Source organism: Nonlabens sp. Asnod3-A02 (assembly GCF_045063755.1).
GTDB lineage: Bacteria > Bacteroidota > Bacteroidia > Flavobacteriales > Flavobacteriaceae > Nonlabens > Nonlabens xylanidelens.
The window spans coordinates 329247-349763 of the sequence record NZ_JBEFOC010000007.1; the positions used below are offsets into that span (position 1 = coordinate 329247).

Consider the following 20517-nt stretch of genomic DNA (forward strand, 5'->3'; position numbering starts at 1 on the left):
AAAACCAAAATCATGAAATTAGCAATCGTCACAGCATATCCACCTAGTAAAGTAACTCTTAATGAATATGCCTATCATTTAGTAAAACATTTTAGACAGCATCAAGAAGTATCAGAACTGGTGCTTTTAACAGATGATCTTGCGGCTGAGGCGGTGATCGATTTTAAAGAAGAAGGTTGTAAAGTAACTGTAAAACCATGTTGGAAATTTAATAGTTATGCAAATGTACTTTCTATTGCAAAAGCAGTCAGAATTACACAACCAGATATGGTGTTGTACAATTTACAATTCATGAAATTTGGAGATAAGAAAATACCAGCTGCATTAGGCTTATTCTCTCCATGGTTAACTAAGTTAATGAAAGTAAAAACTACGGTACTACTTCATAACATTATGGAAACGGTAGATCTTGAGAGTGCAGGTTTTACAACTAATAAAATCAAAAAAGGAATTTTTAATTTCATAGGAGAATCTTTAACACGTGTTATTCTTAAAGCAGATAAAGTTGTACTAACCATAAGTAAATATGTAGATATCTTAGAAGAAAAGTATCAAGCAGATAATTGTGTGTTGATACCACATGGTACATTTGAAATACCAGAAGAGCCTTCTTACGACTTACCTACTGGAGCTCTTAAAATAATGACTTTCGGAAAATTCGGTACGTACAAAAAGGTCGAGAATTTAATAGAAGCGGTAGAGCAAGTGAGAACTCGTACAGGTAAAGATCTAGAAATAGTTATTGCTGGTACAGATAACCCTAACACAATAGGATACCTTGATAATGTAAAAGAACAATATAAAGAAGTGTCTAACATTACTTTTACAGGTTATGTTGCAGAGGAAGATGTGCCCACTATATTTTCAGAAAGTGCTATGGTTGTATTTCCTTACACTTCTACCACAGGTAGCTCAGGTGTATTGCACCAGGCTGGTAGTTATGGTAAAGCGGTAGTAATGCCAGACTTAGGAGATCTAGGTATATTAGTAAAAGAAGAAGGTTACAAAGGAGAGTTTTTTGAACCAGAAAGTGTAGAAAGTTTAGCTGGAGCTATTGAGAAATTAGTACAGGATACAGCATACAGAAATGGGATAGCACAAGCAAATTATAAAGCGGCAACGGCATTACCTATGTCTGTAATCACAAGAATGTATTTAAATGAATTTGGTGTAGAAGAAAAAATGACAGATTATCAAATGCCTATGGCAGTCTAGAAGATCTATTTTTAATGACATTGTAAGCAGGTTTTATACCTGTAGAGTCCATAATCCCAAAGTAAGCCTGTTTGTTTTTGCGCCATGGAAGCGATCCTGCGACATCTTGGGGAATATTATCAAAATCATAAAGAGTCCAAAAGAGATAGTTAATGCTATCTCTTTTTTGCGTTTCTAGAAGTTGTTTATAAAAAAGAGCCTGATCTTCTTTATCATTTCCATTAAATGTCCAGAAACCATCATAACTAGGTAGTCCTATTTCTTGTAAAACTATCGGTTTTATGGTAGACTTTTTTAGTGCATTATGAGCACTACTTAACTCTTCTAGATCTTGATAATAATGATAAGATATAAAATCTACATCGTCTTTTAAATTAAGAGCAGCCTTGTGAGAAGACCATCCTATAGTCACAGGATGTAAAGAGTCCAGTTGTTTTAACGCCTTAATAGTTTGAGATAACCAAGAAAGTACACGATCCTTACCACGGTTTTTAAAATCAAGATCGGGCTCATTTTTAATATCCCAACATAGAACCGCTGGATGATCTTTTACAGAACTAACAATACCTTTAAGATGCTTGTTAGTTAGTGTCCAGTTGTTCATGTCATAATCACCATAGAAATCAAAAAGAGTAATCATAACTTTTAAGTCGGCTTTTTGAGCCTGGTCTAGAAGAGTGTTCAATCTGTTTAATTTGAGGTCATCTATCTCTGCTTTTCCAAAATCTTCATAGCCTATAAATATTCTAATCGTATTTAGATTTAAGTCTTTAATTATTTTAAAGTCAGCAATTAGAGTCTCTTCTTTTATAGAATCATTAAAAGTGTCCCAAGGGTGTTTTTCTGGATAATAATTAAGCCCTTGCATTTGTTCTATTCCTACAGGCGCGATTTGTGCAATGGTTGAATTTTGATGTACGGCAAGTTTTTCAAAATGTCTCACACGCCAGAAACCATCTTCTAGTAATAAAATGATTCTATAGTCTTCGTTAAATTCTCGTTGTGTTACAAACACATGGTCTTTATATATTTTTTCTACTCCAGTGACCTGCCTGTCGGTCAGAACAGCTACAGTACCGTCTGCACTATAAAAATTGAGTGTAATGTGATGGCTCAATGTGGTAGACTGTATCGATATATTTTGAGCAGCGTTGTACTCAATTAACGCATTTACTTTTTTACGAGCAGTTTCTGTATAATGATCATAAATACCATCTATGTTATTGTTTTCTAGAGCTAGATTCTTAACGTACCACGCGTCCAAGTAATCTTGTTCTATTTTTTGTTGGTTTGCAGCCTCCATAGGTCTACCAGGGTTATCAATAGATACCCAGGTTACATCTGGTAAATAATAATCTGTGCGTGCCACATCTAGATGCAACATCTTAGAACTATCTGCACCAGTGTTGAGGTATGCAATAACCTGACTTATTCCATAAATAACACTAGCGTTTAAAAAAATAAACACAGCGATAATAAAAATGCGGTATAGGATTTTATTTTTTTTCACTTGAGATCTATAGATTTTAATGCAGTAATCCCTAGAGATTCTACCTTTAATTCATAGTTGCCTGGCAGGATAGTTTTTGTGTCATACGTATGAGAGACTATTCCTTTTTTAGTCCTTAAGATAATTTCTTTACCATCTAATTTAAGAGATACTTGTATGCCGTCTGGTACTGTTTGTCCTAAATAACTAGTTAAAGGACCTATGATTATGGTGTTTCTTTCTTGTTTTTGTATGATGATTTCTTTTAAAATAGACTTGAAATTTATATCTATTTCAGGACTCTCTACCATGCCGGTAATGACTCCTCTTACTGTCCATGTAGAAGGTTTTTCTGGATGTAACGCTTTCGCGAAAGCGTAACCATTAACAGTACTTGCCGTAGTAGTCCATCTTTGATTAAAATTATCTATCATAAAAAAGGTCACTAAAGTACCGTCGCTCATTACGTTACCATTAGGGTCTTTAATTTGATCGGTTTTAATGCTGATGATTTCGTTACCGTCTGCATAGTTGTGGTTGCTATCTTCATATATTTTAAAAGGTCTTGCGATGTCAGGAAAAACATCGGCAACTAGTTCTGTAGAAGAGATATTACTTAGCGTGCTACCAGTTATCAACCTGCCAGTAGTTAATGGAGAGTTGATTCTTTGCCATGTAAAACCTGCCGTTACTTTGTGTACCTCTTTATTTATAGTTCCTTTAAATTGATGTTGCATTAAGACATTTGTGCCATTAGGTAATAAGTTATCCAGACTGTCTACAGGTATACTGACTAGCATGGTGTAGTCTCTATTATTTGCTATTATACTACGTGGGCCCAAATAATTTTCTACCGTTTTTAAAGCATCTAAATTTGAAAATAATTTAAAATCGCCATTCTGTATGGTCTTACCACCAGCAATAAGTTGCCAGTTAATAATACCTGCATGTTGAGTTATTTCTTTAGGAATATTAATTTTGAGTTGTTTGTTACCCATTTCAATAGGTAGAACGGTTGTTCCATAAGTACCTGAAATTATAAATTCTAGTTGGTCTACATACTCTTCTTCAAAAGATTCAAATTGAATTAGTATTCCAGTATTAGTAACTACCTGGTCAATAGGTGATTTAATGCTGCAATTATAGGTAGTAGTCTTTTCCACTTCTTCTTTACTAGCCGTAGAGCAAGAAAAAAGTAGAGCTATAAGAGCCATGACTATAAAAATATGGATATGTAGATTTCTTTTTATCATCGTGGATTACCTATATATGCATTAGTACTTATAGATATATATGAATATGGTAAGCGAGTTACAGGTATTAAAAATTCATTAGTTCCAGCTTTGTTTCTATTAGGGTTTACCTTGGCAGCAATACTCTTATTGGGTAGTCCATTTACGGACACGTTTAAGAGACTAGAAGAAATAATTAACGGCTGCTCCATTTCTGGTAAGTGTATGCTAAAAGGTCTTTTGCGTTGTGGGCGTACACTTTCATCTACATAAACGGCATCTGTCCATATCATTTCTTTAGATTCGTTATAATAACTTATAAGTAGCTGCGGTATAGTAGCTGCTTCTATACTAGGGTTGAATAAAAAGCCTGTCAGTTCGCTGGTATTTACATTTATTTGAGAAGGAGCAACAGCTTGATATAAATCGGTGGTCGCGACATTTGCTTTAACCTGTATTTCAAAGTTTTCTGGCATTTCAAATGGCCTGTCAGGATCATTACTACTATTAAATTCGATTAAAAATGGAGTAGTCTCTTTGGCCAATAATTTGTGTTTTACAATATCTTGTGCATTGTATCTAGCAATTTCTTCATTGAATTTATTATAAATAGCACCAGTTACTGCAATGTCTGCTGGAATATTATCTACATTCTGGATAGACCCAACTATATAAAAAGCAGTGTCTCTTTGAACAAGTGTAGCATTAACGACCTCTACCACTGGCTGTTTTAAAACATCTTCATGAAAAGTTTGCTCTGATGTTATTTTGCGTTTTCCATGATTAAAAAATCGTGTACCGCTCTCGAACATTAATTGATCTGGTGGGATGTCAGGATCTACATTTTTAGGCACTATATACCATTTACCTTTTTCTTTTTTAATAGAAAGAGTGTCTCTAGTTTTAATCTCTTTAAGTGGTGTAATCCAGCTTATAGATGCCACACCTGTTGCAGTAGACTTAGTTTGATCAATAACATTTACCGATATGCTATCCATTTTTGCATAAGAACTTAATAGACCATCAGTCACAGAAATTTCTAACATAAATTGCGAGATCTCCTTTTCACTAGATGGATCTATATAAGAATGTGCTCTTTCAAATTCTTTAAAATCTAGTGCGTCATAATAGGCAGTTACTACACTTTCAGGACTCATTTGTACAGATTTCTTCAGGTAAAAACCGTAAACCATATACACGATAAAAAATAGCATAACACCTAACCATAAAAGTGAAATACCGTATAATAACTTTAAGACTAATCGCGAGGCTGGTTTTACTGTAAAGTAAATGCGTTGCTTTTCTTTATTATCCTTATAAGAGTTGAACCACATACTACCTAGGTAAAGCAATATCGCGATGATTACTGTAGAAAAGGGGATAATACCCCACATTAATTTTTGAAATAATGGGACATCATCTTTAGGCAAAATACTAGGTAAAGGAGCGATACCAGAGCGTTCCCATACAGTTATGCCGTTTTCTAATAAACTAAGTCTATGCCACCCTGTAAAATAGAGTAGTGGATCATAGAATTTGTCATTTGAGAAGACATACTTTAAATGAAATTTTTCTGGTACGGTAAGAAATTGCTGTAAAGATCCCAGACCTTCTATACCTCTGTATTTAGAGTTTTCTAGACGTTCTACAGCTCTAGAAGTAAGTTCTGGTAATCTACGTGCAGAGTGGTAGTTACCATCTACTGTAGTGGCCTTAGTTTGTGCAGACAGCCATGCCATTTGATCTCCAAAACCTAGTGGCAGGTAACGCCACTTGTCATGATCATCTTCATTTAAGAAATTGACAATAGGTTGCATTTTTATAGGGTCTGGCTGGCTAGGTCTAAATTTACCGAGCGTCATGGTAAAAACAGCTATAAAAATAAAAGTAACAGCTAGAAAACCACCACTAGCTCTATGAATGACTGCGCCCCATTTTTTCTGTAATAACTCTTTATAATCTCCATCGGTAAATCGATAACAAAACTCTCCAAATGCCGGTAGAGCCATTATCGATGCCCATAAAGTAAAACGGTCTAGGGTAAGAATGTTGAATGCATTTTCTCCCAATACCATTAAGGGAATAGGTGTGGTGCCACCGGTCCCTAAAACAAATAAAATGCTAAAAGAGATTCCGAAAAACAAAAGCCTTTTACTGTAATAACGATAGAAAAAATAGGGAAGAAGTAACAATAAAATACCCCATGGAATAATAAAGAATACCAGTCCAGAAGATGTCACTTCTATAAAACTATCTCTAGATCCATGCGGTATGGGTACTTGAGTAATAGGATTGTTTTTTGTGTTGATCCAGTAAGGTAGAATACAGCCTATTATTAATACTAGAGAACATGCACCGAATAAGATAATGCGTTTTAAGTGTGTCCATAACGCTTTCGCGAAAGCGAAAATAGTAACCTCATTATTGTTATCAACTTTCTCTCTTGCAGCATCCATCAATACCGTACCTATTAATGGGAAAATAAAAAAGACCATTCCGAAAATAGGTGTTACATGGTGAGATGTTACTGTAATAGCTAGTAATCCCAAAGACTTGAAAAGGTAAATTTTCTTACCAGTCTTTAACCATTTATAGATCTCTGGCAGCGCATGCATGAGAATGGAGATACCTATAACACTAGGCAACTGACCAAATATGTGTAAGGTTTCTACAAAGCAAGATGAGAATACTGCCATGATCGCCGCATAACCAGCAACCTTCTCATTAGGAATAAGAACCTTAGTAAACCTATAAACACCTGTAATAAATAGAACGACACCTATTAGTGCTACAGTAAACATTCCAAATTTTAATCCACCTATTAAAGAAAGCACTCCTATAGTCTGATGGACTAGTGGTGGATATCCCATAACAGTAAAGCCTGTATACCAGCTGTAACTCCATGGCTCAAACCAGCTTGTAGCATAATGATTTGCAAAAAATAAATGAATCAATGCATCATATGTCTTTTCTATAGTAAAAAACATAGAGGTCCCATGGAATATGATTCCTAGTAGGACAGCGGTGATTAAATATTTATTGGTTTTTGAAGTCTGCATTATGAACTTGAAAAATAGTCATTCTTTCTACGATGTAAAGATAAATCTTTCTATAAATGGTCCGTCTATCGACGAGTGGTTTCTGTCTATGCTTAACCGTCGTCCATCGAAAATCCCTGATTTGGACCTCTTTACCTCAGTATGTTTGTAGTGTAATTAATGAAAAACTTAAATTTTACAAGTATGAAAACTGGAATTATTATCCCTTGTTATAATGAAGAAAAGAGACTAGACCAAGAAGCATTTGTTTCTTTTGTATCTCAAAATGAAGACTACCATCTGTGTTTTGTAAACGACGGTAGTAAAGACAACACGCTAGATGTTCTACATAAAATGAAAGAACAAGCGCCAGACGCTATAAGTATAGTAGACGTAAAGAAAAATTCTGGAAAAGCAACGGCTGTTAGAGCAGGAGCGAGATTTTTATATAATGAATCATATATCTCTTCTATAGGTTTTATGGACGCTGACCTTTCTACAGATTTTAGAGATTTTAAAGATCTGGTAAAAACTATGAAAAACGAAAATAAGATCATGGTTTTCGGTTCTAGAAACTCTGGTGGGAATAGCAAGATAGAAAGGAACTTTATGAGAAATGTTTTCTCTAAGTTCATAAAACAATTTATTCTATTGATTCTAGGCATGCCTATCAGAGATACTCAATGTGGAGCAAAAGTTTTTACTAGAGATATAGTGCCTGTTGTATATCAAGAAGCTTTTTTAAGTAAGTGGTTGTTTGATGTAGAGATCTTTTTAAGACTTAAAAAACACCTAGGTAAGGATAATGTTATGAAGAGAATTACAGAGCAACCATTAATGAGATGGGTACATGTAGATGACTCTAAATTAGGTACTAAAGATGCTTTAATTATCCCTAGTAAATTAACTCAAATATGGTTCAACTATAATTTATTGAACACAGATAACTCAGTACGTGAGATATACGGTGGCTCTTTTGAAATGAACACCGCATCAACTGAATATTCTATAGCAGCATAAATTTCTACTCTTTAAAATTATTTATTATGAAAGCATATCCTATCAAATTCGAGCCTATACTTCAAGAAAAAATATGGGGTGGTTCTAAACTAAGAACAGTTTTAAACAAAAAAGCTATCAGTGATTCTACAGGAGAAAGCTGGGAAATATCTGGTGTACAGGATAACATATCTGTAGTAAGTAATGGAATGTATAAAGGTCTCTCTATAGTAGATCTTATAGAAAATCATAAAGAACAATTTGTAGGAATGAAAAATTACCGTCACTTTGGTAATGAATTTCCACTATTAATTAAATATCTAGATGCAAGAACAAATCTATCTGTTCAAGTACATCCAGATGATCAAATGGCAAAGGCAGAGCACGATTCTAAGGGTAAAACTGAAATGTGGTACATCATGGATCATGAAGAAGACGCTTGTGTTATTAATGGATTTAAAGATGATAAAGTAACGACTTCTTCACTTCAAGAAATTACTATAAATAATGTAGAACAAATACTGAATACAGAGAAGGTAAGTAAAGGTGATTCTTTCTTCATACCAGCTGGTAAGGTACATGCTATAGGAGCAGGTGTTCTAGCTGCAGAGATTCAACAAACGTCTGATATCACATACAGAGTTTATGATTGGGATCGAGTAGATAATTTTGGGAATGAAAGAGAACTACACATGGACCAATCTATGAGAGCTGTAAAAAGAAGTAGTACTACTTTAAGTAATAACATAGAATTTCAATCTGACACAAACGTATTAGCAGACTGCACCTATTTTACATCTACTATTTTAAACGTAGATAAAGCGATGCAAATGGATTATACTAACAAGGATTCGTTTGTGATTTATATGTGTGTAGAAGGATCATTTGAGATTACTATAAATAACCATACAGAAATGATAAGTGTAGGAGAGACGGTTTTAATCCCTGCAAATTCAACAAATGTATCTGTAGACACAGAGGCTGCAAAAATTATAGAAGTTTATATCAAATAATTGCCTTAAAGTAAAAATCCCAAAGCCGCACCTATTAGCATCACTACTATTTTTGCTAGATTAAATTTATGTGCTTCACTAGCCTCTAGAATAAGTGTCGTAGAAACATGAAGTACAATACCAGCAACTATCGCTTTTATAGGTAACATAATATCTTTTAGAAATTCTATATTTCCAGCAGTAATACTTCCTAATGGAGACATTGCTGCAAAGAATAATAGAATAATTACAGCTTTGACTTTATTATAATTACTAGATAATAGAAATGAAGTAAAAATAAAAGCAATCGGTATTTTATGAATAGAAATACCATATATCATACTATTCTCTCCTTGTAAAGGCATGCCTTCTAGAAATGCGTGCAAACATAAACTACCGAAAAGCAAATAAGGAAACACTGGCATTTCTTTGTTTATATGTAAATGGCCATGCTCTGCACCTTTAGAAAAGAATTCTAAAATAATTTGTAAAAACACACCACCTAGTAAATAGGCGCCATACGTGCTATCACCACCTTCATAAATATCAGGTAAAAACTCGCTAGCTACAGCACTTAATAAAAACGCTCCAGAAAAAGCGAGAAGTAATTTCATGCGATTTCTAGACTTTGCTTTTATTAATAAAGCAGCCAAAAAACCGATTAATACACCGAGAAAAGGTAAAAGTAAATTCATTATATTTTTACAAAGCAAATTGAAATACAGTTTTAATTACTGTATCAACTTAAATAATTAAAGCTATAGAGGTTTTAAACCTATTCCTCTTTATCTACTAATTTATGTATTTTTTTAGTCCCTTTGTACATCTCATATTTAACTAGTCTCGCCTCGATTTTACCGTTATATAATTGGATTTTACGAGATGGACGCAGGCCTACAAATTTAAGCGCCCCCATATTACCAGTAATCATCCATGCGGTAGACCCAGCATAGCGTTGCTTTAAAGTATCACCTATTTCTTTGTAAAACTCCTCAACATCTACAGATATACGCTCATCATACGGTGGGTTAAACAAAATAAAAGCACTCGCACTTTGATGATCTCTAAAAAAGTCTCCCTTTTCTACCGTTATAAAATCACTTAGATTGGCATTCTTTACGTTCTCTATAGCTTTTTCTACCGTGTAACCATCTGCGTCACGTGCGATTATTTTACCATCAAACTCGCGCATCTTTTTCAAACAGCTCTCTTGAATATTCTCAAACAACTGATTATCATAATCTGGCCATTTTTCAAAGCCAAATTCAGGACGGTTTATATTAGGCGCAATGTTAGCACCTATCATAGCTGCCTCGATAGCTATCGTACCACTACCACACATAGGATCTATAAACGTAGAACGTTGGTCCCAATTACTCAAAAGAATAATACCAGCAGCAAGCACTTCATTAATCGGTGCCTCGTTAGTCATATTTCTATAACCACGCTTGTATAAAGGATCGCCACTTGTATCTAGAGATACATCTACATTTTGATCATTTATATGTACCGATATTCTCAAATCAGGATGTTTAGTATCCACATCTGGACGTTGTCCTGTATTGCGACGTATTTGATCTACTATAGCATCTTTAGTCTTTAAAGCCACATACTGACTGTGGTTAAAATACTGTGACGCTATCGTACCATGAACAGCAATCGTGTCATGATGTGTTAAATGTTTAGACCAGTCATATTGATAAATTCCGTCATAAAGATCCACCTCATTACGCGCTCTAAAACTATAAATAGGTTTTAAGATTCTAATAGCGGTACGCAACATCATGTTTGCTTTGTACATAAAACCTTGGTCACCAGTGAATTCTACCATACGGACACCACGCTTTATATTCATGGCACCTAGTTGACGCAACTCTTTTTCAAGTACTTCTTCTAGGCCAAAAAGCGTTTTGGCAATCATCTTAAAATTTTGAGACATTTTCGTGAGATTTGAACGGCAAAATTAAGGTATTTTTGTGGTCTATGAGCAATGTAAACACATCAGATCAATGGTTCGCTAGTTGGTTCGACACACCGTATTATCACATCTTATATAGAGATCGTGATTACACAGAGGCTGGACAGTTTATGCAACGACTTACACAACGTTTAAAGTTGAGTAAAGACTCTCATATCATGGACTTAGCCTGTGGTCGTGGACGACATAGTATGTATCTTAATAAATTAGGATATCGTGTAACTGGTGTTGATTTGAGTGATAGTAGTATCGCTTTCGCGAAAGCGGAATTAAGAAAAACCACTTCTACACCTTCTATTAATGAAGGAAATAAAGATTTAAATCCTATAGATGCTTCTCGAATAGAGTTTCATGTGCACAACATGACTGTTCCTTATGACCAGACTTTTGATGCTGTTTTTAATCTATTTACCAGTTTTGGATATTTTGATGATGCTGCAGATAATCTTAAAACGATCGAGGCAATAAAATCTAATCTTAAACCAGGTGGATATGCGGTTATAGATTTTATGAACGCACATTATGTAGTTGAAAACCTAGTAAAAGAAAACTCTAAAACAGAAGAAGGAATCACCTTTCATAACTCACGACGTTTCGAAAACGGCTTTATCTACAAAGACATAAAATTTAGAGATAACGATCATGATTACCATTTTACTGAGCGTGTAAGTGCATTAACTTTAGAAGATTTTCAAAGTTATTTTGCAGCAGCAGGAGTAGAGTTAATAGACGTTTATGGTAATTACCAGTTAGAAGATTACGATCAAGAAACTTCAGATCGTTTGATCATGATTTTTAAAAATTAAAATAGCCGTAAAGGTTAATTCAATTATAAATGCATAATCCCTTATTTAATTCTTAAACGAATTAGATAAGGAATTATGAAATATTGGATAAAATTTTTAAATGACCGTTACCTAGATCAAGTCGGCCATTTGTTGCTGTAAATCGAGAGCTTTTGCTCTTGCAGCTTCTGCAAAATCACTACCATTAGATGCATAGATAATACCACGTGAAGAGTTTACTAACAATCCTATTTGATCATTCTTTCCATATTTTACTACTTCTTCAAGTGAGCCACCTTGAGCACCAACTCCAGGGACTAGTAAAAAAGAATTTGGAACTATTTTTCTAATATCTGCTAGATATTCCGCTTTTGTAGCACCTACTACATACATTAATCTATCACTATTCTCATATTGAGAAGCTGTTTTAAGAACTTCTTGATATAGAGGTTTTCCATCTACAGTTTTAGTCTGAAAATCAAAGGCACCTTGATTAGAAGTAAGTGCTAGTAAAATGGCAAACTTATCTTCAAATGCAAGAAACGGCTCCACAGAATCTTTTCCCATATATGGAGCAATCGTTACACTATCAAAATTCAAGTCTTCATAAAAAGCCTTGGCATATCTTGTTGATGTATTACCTATATCGCCACGTTTAGCATCGGCTATAGTGAAATGATCTGGAAAATTCTCGTTGAGGTAATTGATCGTTTTTTCTAAAGCCATCCAGCCTTTTACACCATAAGCTTCAAAAAAAGCAGTATTAGGTTTATAAGCTACACATAGATCATGAGTTGCATCAATAATAGCTTTTGAAAATGCAAAAATAGGATCTTCTTCCTGCAATAAATGGGCTGGTATTTTTTCAAGATCAACATCTAGGCCTATGCATAAGAAGGATTTCTTTTTATTGATTTGAGAATGAAGTTTATCTATGGTCATAGAGGTAGTTATTTCGGCGGATGCGATCCGCCCTTTACTGAGTTTGATGGATGCGATGCGTCAATATTGGTATATATGAACTGAAAATATGTTTCGGCGCATGGCATGCGCCGTTATAAACCTTCATCCGTCATTTTCAACTTCTCGGTATTATCTACCAGTTGAAGCTCGTCGATGATTTTTTGAATATCACCATTGATAATGTTATCTAGATCATATAAAGTAAGGTTGATACGGTGATCTGTAACACGTCCTTGTGAGTAGTTATAAGTTCTAATTTTGGCACTACGGTCACCAGAACTCACCATGCTTTTACGCTTTTCAGAATCGGCTTCCATTTTCTTTGCAAGCTCCATTTCATATAAACGAGAACGTAAAACCTTTAAAGCTTTTTCTAAGTTTTTATGCGACGATTTTTGATCTTGACAACTCACGATCATACCAGTAGGCTCGTGGTGTAATTTTATCGCACTATAAGTAGTGTTTACCGACTGTCCACCAGGACCTGTAGAAGTAGTACGTTCTATGCGTACTTCTGTCATGTCCAGTTCTACGTCAAATTCTTCGGCCTCAGGAAGTACCATTACCGTAGCAGCACTTGTGTGCACACGACCTTGAGTTTCAGTTTGTGGTACACGTTGTACACGGTGTACCCCAGCTTCAAACTTGAGTGTTCCATACACATCTTCACCATTTACTTCTAGAATAATTTCTTTATAACCACCACTGGTACCGTGACTAGTATCTACTACACTTGTACTCCAGCCTTTACTAGAACAATATTTTTCATACATTCTAAATAAATCACCAGCAAAAATACTCGCCTCGTCACCACCTGCACCAGCACGTATTTCCATTACTGCATTCTTTGCATCTTCTGGATCTTTAGGAACCAGCATCATGCGTATCTCTTCTTCAAGAGCAGGAATAGCCTCTTTAGCTTCATCTAGTTGCATTTGAGCCATCTCAACCATATCGGCATCGCTGCCGTCTGCTATGATTTCTTTTGCCTCGTCAAGATTTGCAGTTAATTCTATATAAATCTCACGTTTATCCATGAGATTTTTAAGATCTTTATATTCTTTGGTCAGTTGTACGTATCGTTTTTGATCAGATATAATATCTGGTTGAATGATTAGGTCGTTTACCTCGTCAAAACGATTTTTTACAATATTTAATTTATCTATCATGGTCTATATCAAGTGTTGCGAAAATACGGAATTTGCTTCTAATTTTAAACTATAATCTTGCTTATGAAAACAGATTTGAAACTAGGCTTAGGAGGTGGCTGTCATTGGTGTACAGAAGCTGTATTTCAGTCGATTACCGGTGTGATGAGAGTAGAACAAGGTTATGTCTCTAGTGTCACACCATTTGAAACTAGAAGTGAGGCCGTAATCGTCCATCTTACTGATTCTATGAATCTAGAAAAATTAATCGATATTCATTTGCAGACACATTCTTCGACTAAGGAACACAGCAGGCGTGAGGATTACCGCAGTGCTATTTATTATTTTGATGAAGAAATGAAAAGTAGGATAGAGGATATTGTGTTCTCGCTTTCGCGAAAGCGGAACGAAAAATACATCACTCATATCATTCCGTTTTCATCTTTTGAAGCATCGCGAGAATCGATACAAAATTATTACAAGACAAGACCAGAAGCACCGTTTTGTAAACGATATATTGAGCCGAAATTAGAGGTTGTAGATGAGATGTTGAAGGATTATGGGGATGCGCAAATAAATAGACAGGTCGATAGTCAATTCGAGCGCAGTTGAGAATGATTTAATAAAGAGTTGTTACTAATTAAAGAAAGACCTAAAACTCCTTAATAGCGGTGTCGATTTCATGCTTTGTGGGTTGATACTTGTGGTGAGTCATATTCCTGCATTCTGCAAGAATTTGTATAGTGTCAAATTCTCCGTTAGCTAATGCTCGTTTTTTTGCAGCACTCCATTTCTTGATTTTTTTTTCGTAATAAATGCAATACCGTACATCTATAAAACGCTCTCTATAAATCAGTTTTAGTGGCCTTCTTTTGAAAGTGAAGGATCTAGGATTTTTACCCATATGGTGTTCTCCCAGACGTCTCTCGAGATCATTAGTCATTCCTGTGTATAACAAGCCATCAGAGCATTCAAGAATGTAAAGGTGGTAGTATTTCATCAATAAAGCTTTTAGACTAGTAATCGTTCTCGACTGCGCTCGAACTGACATCGAATGATATCAGTTCGAGCCTATCGACAAGCTCAAGACAGTATGTATTCGAGAATGTTTCAAACGTATAGAGTGATTTTTTTAATACTCAAAAACACCAAACTCACTATCGATAGTAAGTTTCTTAGAGCTTGCAGCTTCTACACGACCTATGATTTTTGCATCTACATTAAATGACTTAGAAATCTCTATAATTTCTTGTGCTATAGATTCATTTACATAAAGTTCCATGCGATGTCCCATGTTGAAAACCTGATACATTTCTTTCCAGTCGGTACCAGATTCTTCTTGTATCATTTTGAAAAGTGGTGGCAATTCAAACATGTTGTCTTTGATGATGTGCAGGTCTTTTACAAAGTGTAAAATTTTAGTTTGTGCACCGCCAGAGCAGTGAACCATACCGTGCAAATCTGCACGATTTACATTGCTTAATATTTTTTTAATGATAGGTGCATAGGTACGAGTAGGGGATAGGACTAATTTACCTGCATCTAGCGGGCTGCCTTCTACAGCGTCAGTTAGGTCTTTTGAACCGGAATAAACTAGATCTTCTGGTACTGCTGCGTCATAACTCGCAGGAAATTTTTCTTTTAGGCTCTTATTAAAAACATCGTGTCTAGCGCTGGTAAGACCATTAGATCCCATACCACCATTGTATTCTGTTTCATAAGTGGCCTGTCCAGAACTAGAAAGTCCTACAATAACGTCACCTGCTTTTATGTTTGCATTGTCTACTACATCACTGCGTTTCATACGTGCGGTAACGGTAGAGTCTACGATAATGGTTCTTACTAGATCACCAACATCGGCAGTTTCTCCACCGGTAGAAATAATTTCTACACCGTGTGACTTTAAATCTGCGATAAGTTCTTCTGTACCGTTGATAATAGCACTGATTACTTCTCCTGTAATGAGGTTTTTATTTCTTCCTATAGTGCTGGAAAGTAGAATGTTATCTGTTGCGCCTACACAAAGTAAGTCGTCTACATTCATTATTAAAGCATCTTGAGCGATTCCTTTCCAGACCGATATGTCTCCAGTTTCTTTCCAGTACATGTAGGCTAGACTAGACTTTGTCCCAGCACCGTCTGCATGCATAATAAGGCAGTGATCTTCAGATCCTGTTAGAGAATCTGGTACTATTTTACAAAAAGCCTGTGGAAACAGTCCTTTATCTACGTTTTTTATCGCGTTATGTACGTCTTCTTTGCCAGCGCTTACACCACGCTGCGCATATCTTTTGGAAATGTCTTGGCTCATATGGCAAATTTAATATTTACAAGCAATTAAGAGCTATTAACTTTTAAGTATTAAGTAAAAAGTATGAATAGGTTGTTAAGAAATATCCCAATCAGATGGTTCTCTTTCAAAAAATTAAAGAACATCCACTTAAAATATTGCTGCTATTTTTAAAGCTAACAAAGTAGATGAGGCATACTTCACCTTTTTCTATCGTATTTATAGTCTGATTTTATGGTCTGACTACTTATTTTGATTATTGTTTTTTCGTTTCCGCTTTCGCGAAAGCGAAACATAAAAAAGCCTCTAATAATAAAATTAGAGGCTTTTAAATCATTTATTAACTAGTTGATTAACGAGTAAATAATAACTCACGGTACTTAGTAAGTGGCCATAATTCATCATCTACTAATAATTCTAATTTATCACAGCTGTAACGTATCACATCAAAGTAAGGTTTTACGTTATCGCAGTATTGAGCAGCAGTTTCTTCAGCGTTTTTAGCTTTGTTTGCTTTTTTACGAGCATCAGTCATTTCTGTAATTCCCTTGTTGATTTTCTCAATGTGTTCTGAGATATCTTCAATAAGAATCATTTGCTCTTTGGCATACTTTTTAAAGTCTTTACCGTAGATTTCTTTTAATCCTACTACGTTTTCTATCAATCTGTTTTGATACTTAACTGCTGTAGGAATCACATGATTACGTGCGATGTCACCTAGGATACGTCCCTCAATCTGGATGCGCATTGCATATTCTTCTACCTCAATTTCATAACGAGATTCTGTCTCGACCTTACTCATGATGTTTAGGTCTTCATAAAGCTTTATCGTTTTCTTAGAAACTTTTGCTTTAAGAGCAGTAGGAGTTGTTTTGTTATTGCTTAGTCCACGTTTTTTAGCTTCTTTTTCCCATGCTTCTCCATAACCATCACCTTCAAAACGTATCTTCTTAGATTGCTTGATGTACTCACGCAATACATTAAAAATAGCCTCGTCTTTCTTAAGTTTTTTGTCCTTAATAAGTGCGTCTACTTCTTCTTTAAACTCGATTAATTGTTTTGCAACTATCGCGTTAAGAACGGTCATAGGATTTGCACAGTTTGCTGTAGAACCTACGGCACGTAATTCAAACTTATTACCTGTAAATGCAAATGGTGACGTACGGTTACGGTCTGTGTTATCAAGAATTACTTCTGGAATTTTACCTACTACATTAAGTTTAAGATCTGTTTTTTCTTCTGGAGAAAGTTTTCCATCAGTTACTTTCTCTAATTCGTCAAGAACCTTAGTTAATTGAGAACCTATAAATACAGAAATAATTGCTGGTGGCGCTTCATTTGCTCCTAAACGGTGGTCGTTTGAGGCACTAGCGATAGTTGCTCTAACTAACTCTTCGTTATCGTGTACAGCTTTAATAGTGTTCACAAAGAAAGTTAAGAACTGTAAGTTCTTCATAGGTGTACTACCTGGAGAAAGTAAATTTACACCAGTGTTAGTCGCAAGTGACCAGTTATTGTGTTTTCCAGAACCGTTTACTCCTGCAAATGGCTTTTCATGGAATAATACTTTAAAGTTGTGACGTGAAGCTACTTTTCTCATCACATCCATTAATAAAGAGTTGTGATCTACCGCAAGGTTTGCTTCTTCAAATATAGGAGCAAGCTCAAACTGGTTAGGAGCAACCTCATTGTGACGTGTTTTAACAGGTATACCTAAAAGCATACATTCTGTTTCCATGTCACGCATGTAGTTCAATACTCTAGATGGTATAGAACCGAAGTAATGATCGTCTAGTTGTTGTCCTTTTGCAGAGGAGTGTCCTAATAAAGTACGACCAGCCATTTGTAAATCTGGACGTGAGTCTGCAAGAGCAGCATCTATTAAGAAATATTCTTGTTCCCATCCTAAGGTAGCAACTACTTTAGAAACGTTTTTATCAAAGTATTTACATACATCTGTTGCTGCTTGATCTACTACCTGTAAAGAACGTAGTAAAGGTGTTTTGTAATCTAGAGCTTCTCCTGTGTAAGCTATAAATACAGTAGGAATACATAATGTAGTTCCCATAATAAATGCAGGTGATGTAGGATCCCAAGCTGTGTAACCACGAGCTTCAAATGTGTTTCTTATTCCACCATTAGGGAAAGAAGATGCATCTGGTTCTTGTTGAACTAACTGTCCACCACCAAATTTTTCTATTACTTCACCATCCATTTCTAGTTCAAAGAAAGCATCGTGCTTCTCTGCAGTACCACCAGTAAGTGGTTGGAACCAGTGAGTATAGTGTGTTGCACCATTCTGGATAGACCATTCTTTCATACCTGTAGAAATATGATCTGCTACTTCACGGCTTATTTTAGTGCCGTTTTCCATAGCGTCTATGACACTTTTGTAAGCTTGCTTAGTTAAGTGCTGGCGCATCGCATATTTGTTGAATACATTCTTTCCGAATATATCGCTACGACGTTTTGGTTCATTCACTTCAATAGGCTGGCGATTGAGTGTTTCTTTTAAGGCATTAAATCTTAATGTAGACATGATGTGGTGTTATTTTAATAAAATACACCGCAAAAATAAGTATAATAATTAATACACCCCTGATTTAAATAGGGTATTGATATAAAATAATAGTTAAATTGTGTGAATATCCCTTGTTATGCTAGGGTCGTAAATATCAAGTAAACAAAAAGAACGTAAGAAGTCATTAAAAAGATACCTTTAAACCTGCCTATAGAATATGTCTTAGGTATAAATGCTAGTGGCAGCATAATGAATGCAAAACCTAGCATCCAAAAGATGTCATTACTTATAAGTCCAGAATTCTCTCCGCTTATCGTGATAGGTTGTATAAGGGAGGTGATACCTAATACAGATGCTATATTGAAAATATTAGAACCTATTAAGTTACCTAAAGATATTGCTTTTTCTTTTTTAAGTGCGGCTATTACAGATGCTGCTAATTCTGGAACTGACGTACCTATGGCAACCATAGAAACTGCGATAATACTTTCTGGAATTTCTAGACTCTCTGCTATATCAACAGCTCCTTTTACTAGCAATTCAGATCCTATCCATAATGCAGCACCACCTAAACTTAGAAATAGAAATATTTTCCACCATTTAGATTCTTTAAGATCATCATCTACGGCAACGGCTTCTGGCATTTTACGAGCTCTTCTTATTAGTAGAACTAAGAAAACTATTAATAATAATAATAGTGCGGCACCTTCAAATCTATTGATATCGTGATTAAAAAATAAGAATACAAATAATAAAAGACTGAAAACAATCATCCAAGGCCAGTTGAATTTAAAAAAGTCTTTATCGATGGCAAGTGGGGCGATTAATGCTGTTACACCTAATACCAGTCCTATGTTTGCAATGTTAGAACCGATTACATTACCGAGTGCAATTCCAGAAGAGCCGTCCATTGCTGCCTGTATGCTGACGATAAGCTCTGGAGCACTAGTGGCAAATGAGACAACAGTTAGACCTATGATCATTCTAGATAAACTAAGTTTAAGAGATAGTCCTACAGAAGATCTAACTAAAAACTCACCGCCTACTACTAATAATATAAAACCTAGAAATAAATATAATAAACTCATTAATTCAATTTAGTGAACAAATGTACTACAAAAGAAAATCGTTGTATTAATGAATTTCTATCTAGTTGAGAAAGTTGTTTGTCCTTTCTTCATGAATTAAGACCGTCTTACATCCTTCATTATATAATCTTCTAATTCTTCATCACCAGATGTATGAATGACACTTACATCACCTGTAGTTTCCAGTACCACAGCTCTTACCTCGCTTAATTTTAAAACATTTGCTTCTCTTAGTTTACCTCTTAGTTCGTTTTCGGTGACCTTAGTTTTTTCTAGATTATCATGTAATACTTTACCATCTTTCATCAAAAGCATAGGAGAGTTATCCATGACCTCTTCAACGGTTTCGCTATTGAAAGTGAACCATGTAATGAGGTAATTAATTAAGTAGAAGATACCTATCAATAAAGCTCCTACAAGTAAGGATGGTGAGCTAGTAGCTGCACTCATGGCAAGTAGGTTACCTATTGCTACAGTATTTAAGAAATCAAAACCAGTCATTTTACTAAAACTCTTTAATCCAAAAATTCTAGTATATATAATTATAAGTGCATAGATGATAACAGTTCCTACTAGTACCTCTGGCATAATGTCTAAATCTTTAGTGAAATGATCCCAATTAATTTCCATAGTCTTTTCTTCTTAAAATACATATTAAAATAGGGACTAGACGAGTTGTTTTGAAAGATTTAAGAAGATAAGGTTTTATGAAAATGCTTAAAAATATGTGCGAATAGAATATAGAGTAAAAAATAAAAGCTCTACAAGATCTTTTTTTA

The 20517-nt window shown here is 35.0% G+C and carries 17 protein-coding genes; 5 read left to right on the plus strand and 12 right to left on the minus strand.

Features of this window, described 5'->3' with window-relative positions; translation table 11 throughout:
* Positions 1-12: 12 nt before the first annotated feature.
* A complete protein-coding gene (locus ACJJVN_RS04795; RefSeq protein ID WP_405377312.1) occupies positions 13-1215 on the plus strand; it encodes a glycosyltransferase in 1203 nt (400 codons plus the stop codon).
* On the opposite strand, the gene ACJJVN_RS04800 is transcribed toward ACJJVN_RS04795, so the two are convergent.
* From ACJJVN_RS04800 to ACJJVN_RS04810, 3 genes are read right to left on the minus strand one after another with little or no spacing between them, the layout of a single operon-like run.
* Positions 1202-2725 (minus strand): cellulase family glycosylhydrolase, encoded by a 1524-nt coding sequence (locus ACJJVN_RS04800; RefSeq protein ID WP_405377313.1) that lies wholly within the window; start codon positions 2723-2725, stop codon positions 1202-1204. The two genes, ACJJVN_RS04795 and ACJJVN_RS04800, sit on opposite strands and share 14 nt — an antisense overlap.
* A complete protein-coding gene (locus ACJJVN_RS04805) occupies positions 2722-3918 on the minus strand; it encodes a hypothetical protein (RefSeq protein ID WP_405377314.1) in 1197 nt (398 codons plus the stop codon). The genes ACJJVN_RS04800 and ACJJVN_RS04805 overlap by 4 nt, the downstream gene beginning before the upstream one ends.
* Positions 3919-3953: 35 nt before the next feature.
* Positions 3954-6995, minus strand: a complete 3042-nt coding sequence (locus ACJJVN_RS04810; RefSeq protein WP_405377315.1) for a hypothetical protein — start codon at positions 6993-6995, stop codon at positions 3954-3956.
* A gap of 183 nt (positions 6996-7178) precedes the next feature.
* Here ACJJVN_RS04810 and ACJJVN_RS04815 point away from each other — a divergent pair, with 183 nt between their 5' ends.
* Positions 7179-7994 (plus strand): dolichyl-phosphate beta-glucosyltransferase, encoded by an 816-nt coding sequence (locus ACJJVN_RS04815; protein WP_104515616.1) that lies wholly within the window; start codon positions 7179-7181, stop codon positions 7992-7994.
* Between the two features lie 26 nt (positions 7995-8020).
* On the plus strand, positions 8021-8986 hold the full coding sequence (locus tag ACJJVN_RS04820; RefSeq protein WP_405369510.1) for a type I phosphomannose isomerase catalytic subunit: 966 nt from the start codon (positions 8021-8023) through the stop codon (positions 8984-8986).
* 5 nt (positions 8987-8991) lie between these two features.
* Here ACJJVN_RS04820 and ACJJVN_RS04825 read toward each other — a convergent pair whose 3' ends face one another.
* Both ACJJVN_RS04825 and ACJJVN_RS04830 read right to left on the minus strand, forming a co-directional pair.
* Positions 8992-9660, minus strand: coding sequence for a ZIP family metal transporter (locus ACJJVN_RS04825; RefSeq protein ID WP_405377316.1), 669 nt, complete (start codon positions 9658-9660; stop codon positions 8992-8994).
* Between the two features lie 80 nt (positions 9661-9740).
* Entirely contained in the window at positions 9741-10904 is a 1164-nt protein-coding gene (locus ACJJVN_RS04830) for a class I SAM-dependent RNA methyltransferase (RefSeq protein WP_405369508.1), read from the minus strand.
* 44 nt (positions 10905-10948) lie between these two features.
* Here ACJJVN_RS04830 and ACJJVN_RS04835 point away from each other — a divergent pair, with 44 nt between their 5' ends.
* Positions 10949-11749: an SAM-dependent methyltransferase gene (locus ACJJVN_RS04835; RefSeq protein ID WP_405377317.1), complete on the plus strand. Its 801-nt coding sequence runs from the start codon at positions 10949-10951 to the stop codon at positions 11747-11749.
* Between the two features lie 111 nt (positions 11750-11860).
* Here the strand turns inward: ACJJVN_RS04835 and pyrF are convergent, their stop codons facing one another.
* Both pyrF and prfA read right to left on the minus strand, forming a co-directional pair.
* Positions 11861-12670: an orotidine-5'-phosphate decarboxylase gene (gene pyrF / locus ACJJVN_RS04840; RefSeq protein ID WP_405377318.1), complete on the minus strand. Its 810-nt coding sequence runs from the start codon at positions 12668-12670 to the stop codon at positions 11861-11863.
* Between the two features lie 113 nt (positions 12671-12783).
* The gene (gene prfA, locus ACJJVN_RS04845; RefSeq protein ID WP_104515463.1) at positions 12784-13860 is read right to left on the minus strand and encodes a peptide chain release factor 1; all 1077 of its coding nucleotides are present in this window, start codon (positions 13858-13860) and stop codon (positions 12784-12786) included.
* Positions 13861-13923: 63 nt separating this feature from the next.
* On the opposite strand from prfA, the gene ACJJVN_RS04850 reads away from it, so the two are divergent.
* A complete protein-coding gene (locus tag ACJJVN_RS04850; RefSeq protein WP_405377319.1) occupies positions 13924-14451 on the plus strand; it encodes a peptide-methionine (S)-S-oxide reductase in 528 nt (175 codons plus the stop codon).
* 40 nt (positions 14452-14491) lie between these two features.
* On the opposite strand, the gene ACJJVN_RS04855 is transcribed toward ACJJVN_RS04850, so the two are convergent.
* The 5 genes from ACJJVN_RS04855 to ACJJVN_RS04875 all read right to left on the minus strand — a co-directional run bounded on the left by ACJJVN_RS04855 (position 14492) and on the right by ACJJVN_RS04875 (position 20368).
* Complete coding sequence (locus tag ACJJVN_RS04855; protein ID WP_405377320.1) at positions 14492-14839, minus strand: GIY-YIG nuclease family protein; 348 nt, start codon at positions 14837-14839, stop codon at positions 14492-14494.
* A gap of 132 nt (positions 14840-14971) precedes the next feature.
* Positions 14972-16150, minus strand: coding sequence for an AIR synthase related protein (locus ACJJVN_RS04860; RefSeq protein WP_405377321.1), 1179 nt, complete (start codon positions 16148-16150; stop codon positions 14972-14974).
* 331 nt (positions 16151-16481) lie between these two features.
* Complete coding sequence (locus ACJJVN_RS04865) at positions 16482-18668, minus strand: glutamine synthetase III (protein ID WP_104515459.1); 2187 nt, start codon at positions 18666-18668, stop codon at positions 16482-16484.
* Positions 18669-18784: 116 nt separating this feature from the next.
* Entirely contained in the window at positions 18785-19738 is a 954-nt protein-coding gene (locus ACJJVN_RS04870) for a calcium/sodium antiporter (RefSeq protein ID WP_405377322.1), read from the minus strand.
* Between the two features lie 96 nt (positions 19739-19834).
* Complete coding sequence (locus ACJJVN_RS04875) at positions 19835-20368, minus strand: DUF421 domain-containing protein (protein ID WP_405377323.1); 534 nt, start codon at positions 20366-20368, stop codon at positions 19835-19837.
* Positions 20369-20517 lie beyond the last annotated feature (149 nt).